The sequence below is a fragment of the Promicromonospora sp. NPDC023987 genome, assembly GCF_040639055.1.
Lineage (GTDB): Bacteria > Actinomycetota > Actinomycetes > Actinomycetales > Cellulomonadaceae > Promicromonospora.
In genome coordinates this window covers 25,616-40,687 of record NZ_JBEZZF010000031.1, presented here as the reverse complement: position 1 = coordinate 40,687, position 15,072 = coordinate 25,616, and the positions used below count along the sequence as shown (strand labels likewise).

Annotated in this window: 14 protein-coding genes; 7 read left to right on the top strand and 7 right to left on the bottom strand. The window is 72.5% G+C overall.

The genetic code is table 11. The annotated features are described in order from the left end of the window. Positions 1–9 precede the first annotated feature (9 nt). Positions 10–456, top strand: coding sequence for an alternative ribosome rescue aminoacyl-tRNA hydrolase ArfB (gene arfB / locus AB0F40_RS15185; RefSeq protein ID WP_357468822.1), 447 nt, complete (start codon positions 10–12; stop codon positions 454–456). A gap of 6 nt (positions 457–462) precedes the next feature. Here arfB and AB0F40_RS15180 read toward each other — a convergent pair whose 3' ends face one another. Further along, positions 463–2,538 (bottom strand): AAA family ATPase, encoded by a 2,076-nt coding sequence (locus AB0F40_RS15180; RefSeq protein ID WP_357468819.1) that lies wholly within the window; start codon positions 2,536–2,538, stop codon positions 463–465. A gap of 67 nt (positions 2,539–2,605) precedes the next feature. On the opposite strand from AB0F40_RS15180, the gene AB0F40_RS15175 reads away from it, so the two are divergent. Both AB0F40_RS15175 and AB0F40_RS15170 read left to right on the top strand, forming a co-directional pair. Beyond that, the gene (locus tag AB0F40_RS15175) at positions 2,606–3,352 is read left to right on the top strand and encodes a helix-turn-helix domain-containing protein (protein WP_357468816.1); all 747 of its coding nucleotides are present in this window, start codon (positions 2,606–2,608) and stop codon (positions 3,350–3,352) included. Between the two features lie 19 nt (positions 3,353–3,371). Beyond that, positions 3,372–4,772: an FAD-linked oxidase C-terminal domain-containing protein gene (locus tag AB0F40_RS15170; RefSeq protein WP_357468813.1), complete on the top strand. Its 1,401-nt coding sequence runs from the start codon at positions 3,372–3,374 to the stop codon at positions 4,770–4,772. 88 nt (positions 4,773–4,860) lie between these two features. Here AB0F40_RS15170 and AB0F40_RS15165 read toward each other — a convergent pair whose 3' ends face one another. Then, positions 4,861–5,742 (bottom strand): glycerophosphodiester phosphodiesterase family protein, encoded by an 882-nt coding sequence (locus tag AB0F40_RS15165; RefSeq protein ID WP_357468810.1) that lies wholly within the window; start codon positions 5,740–5,742, stop codon positions 4,861–4,863. Between the two features lie 162 nt (positions 5,743–5,904). After that, positions 5,905–6,273, bottom strand: coding sequence for a VOC family protein (locus tag AB0F40_RS15160; RefSeq protein WP_357468807.1), 369 nt, complete (start codon positions 6,271–6,273; stop codon positions 5,905–5,907). A gap of 93 nt (positions 6,274–6,366) precedes the next feature. Here AB0F40_RS15160 and AB0F40_RS15155 point away from each other — a divergent pair, with 93 nt between their 5' ends. After that, on the top strand, positions 6,367–7,356 hold the full coding sequence (locus AB0F40_RS15155; RefSeq protein WP_357468804.1) for a YafY family protein: 990 nt from the start codon (positions 6,367–6,369) through the stop codon (positions 7,354–7,356). A 36-nt stretch (positions 7,357–7,392) separates the two neighbouring features. Here AB0F40_RS15155 and AB0F40_RS15150 read toward each other — a convergent pair whose 3' ends face one another. Both AB0F40_RS15150 and AB0F40_RS15145 read right to left on the bottom strand, forming a co-directional pair. Next, positions 7,393–8,289: a VOC family protein gene (locus AB0F40_RS15150; RefSeq protein ID WP_357468801.1), complete on the bottom strand. Its 897-nt coding sequence runs from the start codon at positions 8,287–8,289 to the stop codon at positions 7,393–7,395. Positions 8,290–8,407: 118 nt separating this feature from the next. Then, the gene (locus tag AB0F40_RS15145) at positions 8,408–8,929 is read right to left on the bottom strand and encodes a GNAT family N-acetyltransferase (RefSeq protein WP_357468798.1); all 522 of its coding nucleotides are present in this window, start codon (positions 8,927–8,929) and stop codon (positions 8,408–8,410) included. Here AB0F40_RS15145 and AB0F40_RS15140 point away from each other — a divergent pair, their 5' ends adjacent. Continuing rightward, positions 8,930–9,334 (top strand): 2'-5' RNA ligase family protein, encoded by a 405-nt coding sequence (locus AB0F40_RS15140; protein WP_357468795.1) that lies wholly within the window; start codon positions 8,930–8,932, stop codon positions 9,332–9,334. Between the two features lie 9 nt (positions 9,335–9,343). On the opposite strand, the gene AB0F40_RS15135 is transcribed toward AB0F40_RS15140, so the two are convergent. Together AB0F40_RS15135 and AB0F40_RS15130 are read right to left on the bottom strand one after the other, a co-directional pair. Continuing rightward, entirely contained in the window at positions 9,344–9,685 is a 342-nt protein-coding gene (locus AB0F40_RS15135) for a hypothetical protein (RefSeq protein WP_357468793.1), read from the bottom strand. A gap of 256 nt (positions 9,686–9,941) precedes the next feature. Next, a complete protein-coding gene (locus AB0F40_RS15130) occupies positions 9,942–12,254 on the bottom strand; it encodes a glycoside hydrolase N-terminal domain-containing protein (RefSeq protein WP_357468790.1) in 2,313 nt (770 codons plus the stop codon). A gap of 140 nt (positions 12,255–12,394) precedes the next feature. Between AB0F40_RS15130 and AB0F40_RS15125 the strand changes: the two genes are divergently transcribed. Further along, a complete protein-coding gene (locus AB0F40_RS15125; RefSeq protein WP_357468787.1) occupies positions 12,395–13,135 on the top strand; it encodes a lytic murein transglycosylase in 741 nt (246 codons plus the stop codon). 139 nt (positions 13,136–13,274) lie between these two features. Beyond that, the gene (gene poxB / locus AB0F40_RS15120) at positions 13,275–15,008 is read left to right on the top strand and encodes a ubiquinone-dependent pyruvate dehydrogenase (RefSeq protein ID WP_357468784.1); all 1,734 of its coding nucleotides are present in this window, start codon (positions 13,275–13,277) and stop codon (positions 15,006–15,008) included. The last annotated feature ends 64 nt before the right edge of the window (positions 15,009–15,072 follow it).

Sequence of the window (15,072 nt, the reverse complement as noted above, 5' to 3'; positions counted from 1 at the left end):
GATGAGCACATGCCATCTCCCGTCCGCCCCGGCCTGACCGTCACCACCGCACTGACGATCCCCCGGGCCGAGCTCACCGAGCGGTTCTCCCGCTCCTCCGGCCCGGGCGGTCAGGGCGTGAACACCACGGACTCGCGCGTCGAGCTGTCCTGGGACGTCGGCCGGTCCGCCGTCCTGAGCGACGCCCAGCGCCAGCGCATCGCGGACCGGCTCGCCGACCGGCTCGTCGACGGCGTCCTCACCGTCGTCGCCTCGGAGCACCGGGAGCAGCGACGCAACCGCGACGCCGCCGCCCGGCGCCTGAGAGCCGTCGTGGCCGACGCGCTGGCGCCTCCCCCGCGGACGCGTCGCCCCACGCGGGCGACCCGCGGGTCGCAGGAGCGCAGGCTGACCGCCAAGAAGCAACGCTCCGCGACCAAGCGGATGCGCTCGTCGAAGCCCAAACGCGAGGACTGACGCCGCTCAGCCGACGACCACCTGCCCGAGCTCCTGCGTGCACCGGGTGAGCGCGACGTACAGCGCGTTCCACCCGCGCGGACCGGACGCGATGCCGTCGGGGTCCACCACGAGCGCTGCGTCCCACTCCAGGCCCTTCGCGTCGGTCGGCGACAGGACCGGTACCTCGTCGGACAGGACCTGGCGCAGTGCGGCGAGCCGCCCGGCCGGCGCGACGACGCCGACCGTCCCGTCGCCGTACCGCTGCTGGAGCCCGGCGACGGCGTCGCGGGCCACCGCGGCCAGGTCCCTGTGGGTCGCCTGGCGGGTCCACGGCTCGACGCCGGAGGACCGCACCGCGCGCGGTGGGTCGTTCCGGCTGCCCGCTGCCCGCAGCACGTCCGCCGTCAACGCCATGACCTCCCGCGGGGTGCGGTAGCAGATCGTCAGGTCGGTACGACGCCAGCGGTCGCCGAGGGCGTCACCGACCGCATGCGCCCAGTCGGTGTGCAGGCTCGCGGACTCGGCCTGGTCGATGTCGCCGACGGCGGTGATGGAGCGGGACGGGCAGCGGCGCACCACCATGTGCCACTGCATCGGTGACAGCTCCTGGGCCTCGTCCACCACGGCGTGCCCGAAGGTCCGCGCGTCCGGGTCCCCGATCAGCTCCCGCAGCGCGTCGAGCAGCGCGAGGTCGGCGCTCGACCAGCTCCGCGGATCCCCCGCGGTCTCCGCGGTGACGGCGGCGAGCTCGTCATCGGTGAGCTCAGGAGCCTGGGCGCGCAGCAGCACCGGGTCCGCCAGCAGGACGGCGAGCTCGTGCGCGGCGTCCCGTCGCGGCCACCAGGCAGCCAAGGACCTGGCGATGTCGGGGTCCTCCGAGATCCTGGCCCGCAGTGCCTCCAGGTCGGCCTCGGAGAGCACGCCGTCGACGTCGGACCCGCTGACCCCGCTGGGGGCCGCGCGGTCGTCCCGCCGGGCGAGGCTCGCGTCGAGCCGCCCGAGCACGTCCTCGAAACCCTCCTCGGCGTGGGCGAGCAGCTCGGTCTGCCGGTCGGCCACCGCGTCGGTCAGCAGGTCGTGCACCCGGTCCACGAAGCGTGCCCTGGCCTGGTCGAGGCTCCTGGACCCGGACCGTGCGCCGCGGCGCGCGGCGGCGACCTGGTCCGGGGGCAGCACGTACTCCTCGCCGTCGAGCACCAGGGCGAGGCGGTCGGTGGTCGGCACCATGGTCTCGACGTAGCGCCGCAGTGCGGCGAGCCAGGAGGCGCGGCCCTTGATCTCGGCGGCCACGCGGCTCTCGTCGCGCTCGGCCCCGGCAGCGAAGACCAGGGTGTCGCACGTGGCGGCCACCGCTGCCGTCTCCCCCAGCGCCGGGAGCACCTGGCCGATGTACTCGAGGAACCGGGTGGACGGACCGAGGACCAGGACGCCCCGCTCCGCCAGGTGCTGGTGGGTGAACAGGAGGTAGGCGACCCGGTGCAGCGCCACCACCGTCTTGCCGGTGCCCGGGCCACCCTGCACCACCAGTGCGGTGCTCGCGTCCGCGCGCACCACGTCGTCCTGCTCCCGCTGCAGCGTCGCGACGGCCGTTCCCATCCGGCCGGTGCGCCGTTCGTCCAGCGCGGCCAGCAGTGCGCCCTCGCCCACGAGGCCCGAGTGGTCGAGCCCGCCGTCCATCGGCTCGTCGTCGACGCCGAGCACCTCGGGTCCCCTGGTGCGGACGTGGCGCCGGCGGCGTACCCCTTGCGGGTCCAGCGGCGTGGCCGTGTAGAAGGCACGCGCGACGGGGGCGCGCCAGTCGACCACCAGCGGGTCGCTGTCCTGCGCGACGCCGGACAGACCGACCCGCCCGAGATGGCGCACCGAACCGTCGTCGCCGTCGATCCGCCCGAAGATCACGCCGTCGGCAGCGCTCCGGAGCTCGCCACGGCGGGCGTTCAGACGCGCGAGCCGGACATGTTCGGTGGTCCGCGAGTCGGTGGCCGGGGCGGCCTCGAGCTCGCTGTCGAGCTCGGCGAGCAGGTCGGCGCGCCGGCGCCAGGCGGCGTCGAGCACGCGCTGCTCCTCGGTGACGGGGGTGGTCTCCTGAGAAGTGGGCACAGATCCTCGTTTCGTACGTTGTACGGTAGACGCGGATCTAACGCCCCGCACCCTAAAGTTGTTCCCGATGCCTCGAACCGCGCGCCCGCCCCGCGACCCGCTCGCGCTGGTCGGCCTGCTCTGGGAGCCGTCGACCAGGGTGGGGCGTTCCGGCGTGACGATCGGGTCGATAGTCACCGCGGCGATCGGGCTGACCGACGCAGAGGGCCTGAGCGCGCTGACCATGCGCCGCGTCGCCGACGACGTCGGGGTGCCCGTGATGACCCTCTACGGCCACGTACCCGGCAAGGCCGAGCTGATCGAGCTGATGCTGGACCACGTGGCCGGAGCCACCTACGCCGGGCACGACGTCCCAGGCGAGGTCGGCGACTGGCGCGCGGGGCTCGAACACATCGCGCAGCGGGTGTTCGAGCACGGGTGCGCCCACGCCTGGGCGCTCGAGGTGCCTCCCGCACGCCCCGTCCTCGGGCCGGGCGTCTGCCGCACCTACGAGCTCGAGCTCGCCCCGCTGGACGGCATCGGCCTGGAGCTCCTCGAGATGGACGAGACGCTCACCGCCGTCCGGTCCCTCGCCACGTCGGCCGCCCGCTGGCAGGTCACGCTCGACGCCGCCCGCCGCGACTCGCAGCTGACCGACCTCGAGTGGTGGGAGCTGGTCGGACCACGGATCGCCCAGGCGATGCGCGACGAGCACCTGCCGATCTCGTCCAAGGTGGGGCAGGCCGTCGCGTCGGCCGGCGACCCGCAGCGCACCTTGTCGGCAGGGCTCACGCTGATGCTCGACGGCCTGGAGGGCCGGCTGCAGGCTCGGTGAGGGATACGATCCGAGACCAATGATCCGCACCGAACCGTCCGCGCTGGCCGCGGCCCTGCAGACCGCGCTGCCCGACGACGCCGTGCTCACCGACGACGCGTCCGTCGAACGCTACGCCCACGACGACGCCGAGTGGGCCGACTACGTGACGCCGGCCGCCGTCGTGCTCGCGACCTGCCTGGACGACGTCGTCGCGACGGTGCGGATCGCCGCCGAGCACGACGCGCCGGTCGTGCCGCGCGGCGCCGGCACGGGTCTGTCCGGCGGAGCGAACGCGATGGCCGGCGCCGTCGTGCTGTCGCTGGAACGCATGACCCGGATCCGCGAGGTCAACGCGGCGGAGCGGTACGCCGTCGTCGAGGCCGGCGTGCTCAACGACGACCTGCGCAGGCACGTGGCCGAGCACGGGCTCTGGTACCCGCCGGACCCGGCCAGCCAGGCGATCTCGACGATCGGGGGCAACGTCGCGACCAACGCGGGCGGGCTCTGCTGCGTCAAGTACGGCGTCACCCGCGACTACGTGCTCGGGATGACGGCGGTGCTCGCCGACGGCTCGGTCGCCCGGCTCGGCCGGACCACCGCGAAGGGCGTCACGGGCTACGACCTGACGGGGCTCCTGGTCGGCTCCGAGGGGACGCTGGGGATCATCGTCGACGTGACGCTGAAGCTCCGCCCGCTCGCCGGCCGCGAGGACCGGGCGGTCGTGGGCTGGTTCCCGTCCCTCGCCGACGCAGGGAACGCCGTGGCCGCCGTCTCGGCCGCCGGGATCGTGCCCGCGGCCCTGGAGCTCATCGACAGCACCTGCCTGCGCGCCGTCGCGGACTGGCAGGAGTGGGCGCTCCCCGAGGGTGCCGACGCGCTGCTCCTCGCGAAGGTCGACGAGCCAGGAGGCGCGGGAGAGGCGCTGGCGGAGCAGGTCGCCGCGCTCTTCGAGGACGCGGGCGGCACCCACGTGGAGCGTGCCTTCGCGGCGGACGAGGTCGACCGGCTGTTCCTCGCCCGTCGTCTCGCGTACCCGGCGCTCGAGCGGCTGGGCCCCGTGCTGACGGAGGACGTCTGCGTCCCGCGGGGCGCCGTGCCCCAGATGCTCAGCCGCATCGAGAGCATCTCCAAGGACGCAGACGTCGTGATCGCCAACATCGCGCACGCCGGTGACGGCAACCTGCACCCGCTCATCATCGCTCCTGAGGGCGACGACGCGGCGAAGGCCCGCGCGAAGACGGCGTTCGACCGCATCGTCGACGAGTGCCGGGCACTCGGCGGCACGGTCACCGGCGAGCACGGCGTCGGGCTCCTCAAGCTGCGGGGCGCGGCGGCGGAGCTCAGCCCGGTGACGCTCGCGATGCACCGGGCGATCAAGGATGCGCTGGACCCGCGCGGGCTGCTGAACCCCGGCAAGGCGTTCCCCGCCAGCCCCTGACGGGATGTTCCCTCGGAGCTCGCCGTGCCGGTCCGGCGGCCCCCTCTGGCTCGGCTCATCCGCGCGCCGAGCCAGAAGGGTCTCCTGGTCAGCCCGCGGTGCGGCGTTCGGCGAGCACGTCCTCGAGGACGTCGGGGAAGTTGGTGATCACACCGTCGACGTCCCGGTCGAGGACCAGGTTCATGTCGCCGGCCGTGTTGACGGTGTAGGTGTGCACCTCCATACCGAGCTCGTGAACCGTCTCGACGTACGCGGCGTCGAACGTGGTGAAGCCCGGGTTGATCTGGTCGGCCCACGTCGACAGCTCGGGGAGGAGTGCCTCGTCGGGGCGGCCCAGCAGGCCGACGGGGACGGCCGGCTGCACCTCGTGGTACCGCGCCATCGACTCCCAGTCGAAGCTCTGCACCGCCAACCGCTCGGCACGGACCGCCGACCTCACGTAGCCGGGGTAGCTCGCGAACTCCTCGGCGACCTGCCGCTCGATCCCCGGGTAGAGCGCCGGTGACTTCAGCTCCATCAGGATGCCCGCGCGGGTCGGCCTGATCAGCTCGATCATCTGAGCCATCGTCGGAACGGGCTCGCCCGCGTACTCCTCCGAGAACCAGGAGCCGGCGTCGAGCTGCTGGATCTCCTCGTAGGTGAAGTCGCTCACGCGCCAGGGCGCCCGGTCGGGAAAGACCTGCTCGACGTCGGTGGTGCGGGACAACGTCGTGTCGTGTATGAGGACCAGGACACCGTCCTTGGAGCGCTGCACGTCCGACTCGACCAGGTCGGACCCCATCTCGCCGCCCAGGGCGAAGGCGGCCAGCGTGTTCTCCGGTGCGTGGCCCATGGCCCCGCGGTGAGCGGTGTTGACGACGTCGACATGCTCAGGAGCACCGGCCGCCAGGGCGGGCGAAGCAGGCAGCACGGTGGCGGCACCGGCGAGGGTGACGGCAAGCAGGGCGGACAGGCGTGGGGTCAAACGCATGATCGATCTCCCGAGGGGTCGAACGGACAGGGCAGAACACGACATTGCCGAGCCCGCGCGACCCAGGAATGGCCGTCGGGTGACTGAGCCGGGAACCTGTCCGGAACATCTTGCCAGGTCGCCGTTCTGACGGTCTGTTCGACGAGCTTCGGCCACCGCTCGTCAGACCGGGGTGAAGAAGTTGACCAGGTTGCCGTCAGGGTCCCGGAACAGCAGCGACCGGTTGCCCCACGGCATCGTGGTGGGCTCGTTGACGAAGTCGGTGACGAACCCGGTCAGGTTCTCGTGGACGCGGTCCACGTCGTCGACGAGGAACTCGATGATCACGCTGTGGTTGTCCCCCGGGCGCGCGGAGCCCGGGCCGAAGACCTGGACGGTCCGGGTGCTGGCGATCGCCAGGGTCGCGCCGGAGGTCTTGAGCTCGGCGAAGTCTTCGGTGGCCCACGTCGCCTCCAGTCCCGTGGCCCGCTCGTAGAACGTGACGAGGCGCGCGACGTCGCCGGTGATGACGCGGATCGAGACGAAGTTCATAGTGGTCTCCTCTGGCTGTGCGGAAGGGGTGCAGGCCCGAGGCTACGACCAATAGTGGACAGGATCGGTCCACTATCCGCGTAACCTGGAAGGATGTCCCGACCAGCTGGCCGCGTGCTGACCCTCCTCGAGCTGCTGCAGTCGGGTGGCACCCGGACCATCGCCGAGCTCGCCGACCGGCTCGGTGTCGAAGGACGCACCGTGCGTCGCTATGTGGACCAGCTGATCGACCTGGACATCCCGGTGGAGTCGGTGCGCGGTCGTTACGGCGGCTACCGCCTCGGCTCCGGGTACCGCCTGCCTCCGCTGATGCTCAGCGACGACGAGGCGACGGCCGTCCTCCTCGGCCTGGCCGCCGGCCGCCGGGCAGGCCTCCCGACGTCGCAGCACACGGCCGGTGAGACGGCTTCGGCCAAGATCCGGCGGGTGCTGCCCAAGCACGTCGCCCGACGCCTCGACACGCTCCTGGAGTCTCTGACCTGGACGGAGCAGACCGGTGCGCCCGACCCCCCGGATACCGCGGTCCTGCTCACCGTCGCGGACGCGGTGCGCCACCGCCGGCCGGTCTCCATCAGGTACGCCGATCGCGAGGGGCGGCGCAGCGAGCGCACGCTGCACGCCTACGGGCTCGTCGCCCATTCGGGCCGGTGGTACGTCACGGGCATGGACGTCGGGATCGACGAGCAGCGCACCCTCCGGCTCGACCGCATCACGGACGCGCGGACCCTGCCCGGCTCGTTCGAGGTGCCAGCGGGCCTCGATCCGGCACAGCATCTGCTGTCGCGGTTCGCCACGGCCGAGTACCGGCATGCGGTGACCTTGCGGATCAACGGGACGGCCGGCCAGATCCGGGCCCACCTGCCCGCGAGCGTCGCGACCCTGACGGAGCACGAGTCGCCGGCAGGCAAGACCCAGGCGGCCGGGGACTGGTGGCGTGCCGAGCTGCGGGTCGAGCGTCTCGACTGGCTGCCTCCCGTGCTCGCCTCGCTCGACCTGCCGTTCGTCGTCGAACGCCCCGCTGAGCTGCGCGAGCTCGTCACCGCGCTCGCCGCTCGCCTCGCCTCCTCCGCCCGGCAGACGTGACGACGAGGTTGCGACGTCCAGCGTCCTGGTCGGTCCTCATGCCTGGTTCTCCGCCTCACTCTCCGCCTCGAGGAACGATTCCGGCGGGTCGAACTGCGCGAGCACGAGCTCGGCGCCGAACGGGTCGCGGATCGTCGCCTCCTTGCTCCACTCGCCGTCCTCCGTCGCCAGGACCGTCGCACCGGAGCGCTGTGCGGCCGTGACCGAGGCGTCCCGGTCGCTGACGGCGAAGGCCACCGACCAGCGCGCCGGCCCGGCGGCTCGCAGGACCCCGGCCACGACGTCGGCGAACCCGGATGGCACGAACGCCTGCCGCTCGTGGATGCCGGGATCGACCGTGCGGGCCAGGTGGTCGCCGTACCCGGGGACGCGCGCCATGCCGGCCCCGAGGTCGTCGGTGCGTTCCCAGCCGAGCAGGGGGCCGTAGAACCGTAGTGCGGCGTCCACGTCCGGCGTGAGCAGGTTGCTGAAGTTCCACGTGTCCGGCGCATTGGTGGTCTGCGCGCCGAGTCGTGTACCCGCCTGCCACAGCCGGCCGGGCGCCCCCTGCGGGTCGACGATCCGTGCCATCCGGCCCGCGGGGCGCCCCGGGGGTCCGACGTCCTCCAGTGCCGAGCTCACGACGCCGCCCAGCTCCGCGACCCGCGCGGCCGTGTCGTCGACGTCGTCCACTGCGAGGTAGGTGTGCCACGCCACCTCGCCGTCGAAGCCCGCGGCGGGCGTGGCGACCGCGGCGATCGCCGTGGCGTCTGTGCCGTCCGACGACGCGACGACATAGCGCCCGGGCGCCCCGGGCGGCAGCTTCTCGGTGAACCTCCAGCCGAACAGCTCGCCATAGAAGTCGAGCGCCGCGTCGACGTCCTGCGTCTCCAGGTCGATCCAGCTGGGCACGCCGTGCGGGTAGGTGCGGGGCGTGGTGGGTGTGTCAGACATGAGATCCTCCAGGTCGGTTTGCCACCCCCGATACTGCCCCCAGACACTGACACTGGTGATCTCTACGGGCAAGCGTCAGCGCCGGCGGGCGCGCGGACACGGCGAAGGACCTCCCCGCTCACAGATCCCTGGCCAGGAACAGCGAGTCCCCGTGCACCTCGTCCGGGTCCACTCGGCCGGTCTCGGCGAACCCGAGCTTCGCCAGCGCGCCACGAGAAGCACCGTTCCAGTCCCGGACGGTGGCCCACAGCCGCCGGTAGCCCGACGCCTGCGCCCAGCCCAGAACCGCCAGAGCAGCCTCGGTCGCGTACCCCTGGCCCCAGACCCTGCGCAGCAGCTCGAACGCCAGCTCCGGCTCGTCGTCCAGCCCATGGGTGTTGGCGATCAGTCCGCGGTAGCCGATGACGTCACCGGGTCCCTTGCGTTCGGCTGCCAGCAGGCCCAGCGAGTCGGACGGCGACCAGTAGCAGCGGCTCGGTGCGAGCGCCCCGGACCCCGGAAAGCGGCCTACGCTGGCTTCGTGGCACTGGCCATCTGCCTGCTGTTCGACAGGCCGACCGAGCGGGTCCTGCGACAGCTCTGGCAGCGACTGGAGGCCAAGGGCGTGCCGACGCCTGCCACGCACACCCACGGCCGGCACGTGCCGCACCTGTCGCTGGCAGTCCTACGGTCCTGGGACCTGGAGAAGGTACGCGCCGCCGTCGAATCGCTGCCCGACGCCGGCGCGACCACCGTCCAGCTCGACGCCGTCGCGGCCTTCCGGCGCGGCCGGATGAGCCTGATCCCCGCGGTGTCGAGCCGCCTCGCGGCGCGCCAGGAACGGCTCGTCGAGGCACTCGACCCGTCGGAGGACGACCTGCACAAGCACTACGTACCGGGAACCTGGACACCGCACGTCACCGTGGCGACACGCGTGCGCCTGGAACAGACCCCGCTGGTGCTCGAAGCTGCCTACGAGATCGTGCCCCTGACCGCGACGATGACGCACGCCGCACTCGTGGACGCGGGCATCGGCGCAGTGCATCCGCTGTCGGTCGTCCCCTGATCTCCTGGCTCACCGATACTCGGCAACGACCTCGATCGTGCCGACGATGTGTCCGTTGAGCTCCTCCAGGTCCTCGGCCGGGATCCAGTACTCCAGGATGGTCTGCCCGCCCGCTTGCTGGACCTCGTACCGGTCCAGGAACGCCTTCTCGACCTCGAACCGGGTCACGTACCCGACTCCGGACGCCTTGGCGTTCCAGTCCCGCGCGATCCTGGTCGCGTAGTCCTCGTTGAGCACCGGGTAGAAGATGGGCTGCTCGGGCAGGCGCGGCGGCCACGACCTCCAGCCCGATGCCTCGACCAGCGCCAGCTCGGTGGGGCCGGTCGGCCGCCACAAGGTCACGGTGTTCATGGGCGTCATCGTGCCGGATGACAGCGCAGGAGCCGACCTCAATTCTGTGGCTCTCCGGAGTACCCCTCGGTGACCTCGATAGCAGCGTGCACATACGCGCCCGCGTGGAAGCCGCGCTTGTTCAGGAACGCGCGGCGGTAGAACGTGGGAAACGCCATCGGCGTCCTCTTCTCAGGACAACACCCGCCTGAGTGGGCGGGGTTGGAGTCCCGCCTGCCGCGCCGTCTGCATGGTGCCACCGTATCGCCGTAGTGACTCACGTCCCCTCAGTCGTGGCCCCGAAGTCCGCAGGCCCCACCACGAGCGGCCCTTCGGCGAGCCGGCGCCGCACCTCGCGACCCCGCCAGCGCAGCACCACGGTCCGTCCTTCGACCGCCTTCGGCGTGGGCGAACGGGGCCGCACCACGGCCTGGACGAGGTCGCCGTCGGCCCAGTCGAGGTCCACGACGACGCCCGGCCGCGCGACCAGGCCATGGGCCGAGCCCGTGGCGAGCTCGGCCGGGAGCGCCGGGAGGAGGTCGACGTACCCGCGGTGGCTCTGCAGCAGGCACTCGGCGAGCGCCGCCGCGTACCCAAGGTTGCCGTCGATCTGGAACGGCGGGTGCGCCGCGAACAGGTTGCGGTAGAGGCCCCCTGCCCACTGCCCGTGCACGCCGGTCGCGTCACGGAGCACGAGGTCGAGCAGGTCGGAGACCCGGTCGGGGCGGTGCAGCCGGGCCCAGAGGGCGATCTTCCAGGCGAGCGACCAGCCGGACGAGTCGTCGCCGCGCCGCTCCAGGGAGGCGGCCGCCGCGGCCTCCTCGGTCGCGGTCAGCGGCTCGTCCCCGGGGAAGAGGGGGTAGAGGTGGCTCACGTGCCGGTGGTGGGGATCGCTCTCGACCTGCGCCTCGCCCCACTCCATGACCCGTCCGTCCGCGGCCACGAGGACGCCGGGCAGGTCCGGGAGCACGACGGCGGCCCGCTCGGCGAGGCCGGCGGACTCCGCACCGATCCGCGGCGCGAGCTCCACGACGGAGCGCAGCACGTCGCGCACCAGTGCACGGTCCATGGCGCTCGAGCAGGTCACCGCGACGGTGCGGCCCCGCGCGTCGACGAACGTGTTCTCCGGGGAGGTGGACGGGGCAGTGCCCCAGGAGCCGTCCGGCGCGCGCACGAGCCACGAGAGGGCGAACTCCGCGGCGTCGCGCAGCACCGGCCACACGACGTCGCGGACGTGGTCGTCGTCGACCGAGCCGAAGCGCACCCGCTCGACCAGGTGCCGGACGAGCCACAGGCCGCCCACCGGCCAGAACGCCCAGGCCAGGTCGCCGTGGCCGCCGCCGACGGACGAGGCGAAGGCCCAGGCGTCGCTGTTGTGGTGTGCCGCCCACCCCGCGGCGCCCAGCCGGCGGGCGGTGGCCCGGCCGCTCGACGCGAGCGCCACGACGAGGTCCTCCAGCGGCTGGACCGTCTCGGGCAGCCCGAGGACCTCGGCGGGCCAGTAGTTCATCTCGGTGTTGATGTTGAGCGTGTAGCTGGAGCTCCACGGCGGTCGCATGTCGAGGTTCCACAGGCCCTGCAGGGTCGCGGGCAGCCGGCAGCCGCGCGAGGAGGACATGAGCAGGTAGCGGGCGTGGTCCAGCAGCGCTCCGGCCAGGCCGGGGTCGGCCTCCAGGGCCCGCCGCGGGTCCGCACGCGCCACGGCCAGGCGCTCCTCGATCGTTCCGGGCGGTTCCTGGCCCGGTCGGTCCACCCGGACGCCGCACCGGTCGAACAGGCTGGTGTGCTCGGCGTCGTGCCGGCGCAGCACCTCCGCTGGATCCTCGGCGAGCACCCGCCCGACCCGTGCGCGGGCCCGGTCGGCCAGCTCCGTGGCCGAACCGCGCAGCGCTGAGCCGGGCCCGCGATACGTCGTCTCGACGGCGAGGGCGAGCACCAGCCGGTCGCCCTGCCGGCGCCAGCCGACGACGACGCAGGCCTCGACGGCGCCGGGCCCCTCGGTCGCGGCCGGAAGGTCCGGCTCGTGGCCTGGCGCGACGTCGGACGGCGCGCGGAGCCGGACCTCGATCCCCTCGGGACCGTGCTCGCGGTGCAGCTCGTGCAGCGGAGAGGTCAGGCGCACCTCGACCGGGTCCGACGACGCGCCGTCGACCACGTGCAGCAGAACGTCGTCGACCGCGGAGACCACGGTCCGCGACTGCCCTCCCGGCCGGCTCCAGGTGTGGGTCCCGGTGCGCAGGTCGAGCGACCGGCGGCCCGGACCGGCTTCCGGCGTCACGACCTCCAGCGTGCCCAGAGGCAGGAAGGTCTGGGCGTACGGGGCCTGCAGCGCCTGGAGCGGCGCGGTGGCCTCGTGCCAGCGCCCCGACGTCGCCGCGCGGCGGGCGCGCGCCAGGAGCTGCTGCGCCTCCCTGTCGGTGCCACCGGCGGACGCCGCGTCGCCGTCGGGTGATCCGGACCACACGCCCTCGTGGTTGAGGTCGAACCGCGCCGTCGAACCGCCCCAGCACATCGCGCCCAGCCGCCCGTTGCCGAGCGGCAGCGCGTGCAGCCACTCCGCCGCCCGGCCCGGGTACTCGAGCACCGTCATCGCGCGGCCGGGATCACGGGAGGCACGAGCATGTCGCGAGCCTACTGTTCCGGCGCGCCGGCGGGTCCAGATGCGCGCATGTGCGGGAGGTCTTGTCGGGATGGACAACCGGACCTCTGAACAGCCGTAATGTCTGCACCGTGAGAACTCCACGAACCGGGATCGCCACCGTCGCAGCCGTCTTGCTCCTGGGCGGCTGCAGCATGGGCTCAGCACCGAGCCAGAGCCCGAGCCCGCCGATGCTCGACTTCCCGCCCGCACCGCTCCAGCTCGTCCCTGAGTCCGCCGCGGAGCCCGACGCGGATGCCGACGCGGTCCCCCTGGCCGAGCTTGCCCCCTCCGACTGGCTCCAGGACGTCTCCGAGCGCACGGAGATCCCCCAGCGGGCCCTGGCCGCCTACGCCGGCGCGTCCCTCCGGCTGGCACAGACCCGGCCGGAGTGCGGCGTCGGCTGGAACACGCTGGCGGGGATCGGCGCCGTCGAGACGATCCACGGCAGCTACGGCGGCGCCAGCGCGACCACCGACGGCACCGTACGCCCGTCCATCATCGGCATTCCGCTGGACGGCAGGGAGGGCGTCAAGAAGATCCTCGACACCGACCGGGGCGAGCTCGACGGCGACACGGAGTTCGACCGCGCCGTCGGCCCCATGCAGTTCATCCCGACCACCTGGGCGGACTACGCCGAGGACGGGAATCTCGACGGCGAGGCGAATCCGAACCAGATCGACGACGCGGCACTGACGGCGGCGCTCTACCTGTGCGACAGCGGCGACGACGTCACCACCGACGACGGCTGGGCCACCGCGCTGGGCACCTACAACGAATCGGTGTCCTACGCGCACAAGGTCGCGGACTTCGCCGAGGCCTACGGTTCGTAGGGTCCGCCGGCACGGCGGCGCACCCTGTGGCCGGTGGCCGTGACCCGCGGCACCTGGCATTGCGACGGCCTGCGGCCCGGTCTAGGTTCGAGACGCTCTCTGATCGAGAGGTGACCGCTGACGAGCGAAGGTGCACGAGATGACGAATGTCGCCGAGACCGTCGTGGAGATCATCAAGGACGCGGGGGTCGAGCGGGTCTACGGTCTGCCCGGTGACTCCCTGAACGGGTTCACCGATGCCATCCGCACGAGCGCTGGGGTCACCTGGGAGCAGGTGCGGCACGAGGAGTCGGCGGCCTTCGCCGCTGCGGCCGAGGCCACGCTGACCGGTGAGCTCACGGTCTGCGCGGGCAGCTGCGGCCCGGGCAACCTGCACCTGATCAACGGGCTCTTCGACGCCAACCGGAGCCGGGTGCCCGTGCTCGCGATCGCGGCGCAGATCCCGACGGCCGAGATCGGCAGCAACTACTTCCAGGAGACGCACCCGCAGGACCTGTTCCGCGAGTGCAGCGTCTACACGGAGCTGGTGAGCATCCCGGAGCAGCTGCCACGCGTGCTCGAGATCGCCATGCGCACCGCGGTGGAGAAGCGCGGCGTCGCCGTCGTCGTCATCCCGGGCGAGGTCTTCCTGGCCGAGAGCGCCGGCCGCAAGAAGTCGGCGCCGATCCGGGCTTCGCAGAGCGTCGTGCGGCCGGGTGACGGCGAGCTCAGGCGGGCGGCCGAGATCCTGAACGCGGCGAAGAAGGTGACGATCCTGGGCGGCGCGGGCACCGAGGGGGCCCACCGGCAGGTGCTCGAGATCGCCGAGAAGCTCAAGGCGCCCGTCGTGCACGCCCTGCGCGGCAAGGACTTCCTCGAGTACGACAACCCCTACGACGTCGGCATGACGGGGCTGCTCGGGTTCACCTCGGGCTACCGCGCCATGGAGGCCTGCGACGCGCTGCTGATGCTCGGGACCGACTTCCCCTACCAGCAGTTCTACCCGTCGAAGGCGAAGATCGTGCAGGTCGACATCCGGGGTGAGCAGCTCGGCCGGCGCACCCCGATCGACCTCGGGCTCGTGGGCGACGTCGGCGACACCGTCGACGCGCTCCTCCCCCTGCTCGACGAGCACACCCACCGCAAGCACCTCGACTCCTCGCTGAAGCACTACGCGAGGGCGCGGAAGGACCTCGACGACCTCGCCGACAACGACCGCAACCGCGAGCCGATCCACCCGCAGTACCTCGCGCGGCTCGTGAGCGAGCTGGCCACCGACGATGCGGTGTTCATCCCGGACGTCGGCTCCCCGGTGGTCTGGGCGTCCCGGTACCTGACGATGAACGGCGCCCGCCGCCTTATCGGGTCGTTCAGCCACGGGACCATGGCGAACGCCGTGCCCCACGCCATCGGCGCCCAGTCGGCGTTCCCCGAGCGGCAGGTGATCGCCCTGTCGGGCGACGGCGGGCTCGGGATGCTCTTCGGCGAGCTGCTGACCATCCGGCAGAACAAGCTGCCGGTCAAGGTCGTGGTGTTCAACAACTCCTCGCTGAACTTCGTCGAGGTGGAGATGAAGGCCGCCGGGTTCGTGAACTTCGGTACCCAGCTCGACAACCCGAACTTCGCCGACGTCGCGAACGCGATGGGAATCCACGGCCAGCGTGTGGAGCAGCCCGACGACCTGGAGGGCGCCCTGCGCACGGCCTTCGACCACGACGGCCCGGCGCTGGTCGACGTCGTCACCGCCCAGCAGGAGCTGTCGATCCCGCCGGCGATCTCGGCCGAGCAGGTACGGGGCTTCACGCTGTACGCGCTCCGCACGATCATGTCGGGGCGCGGGGACGAGCTCGTCGACCTCGCCGACACGAACGTGTTCCGGCGCCTGTTCGACTGACCGCGTGCCGTGCCCGCCCGGCCGGTCACGAGCCGCGGGCGTGTCAGTGGCTCCTGGCAGCATC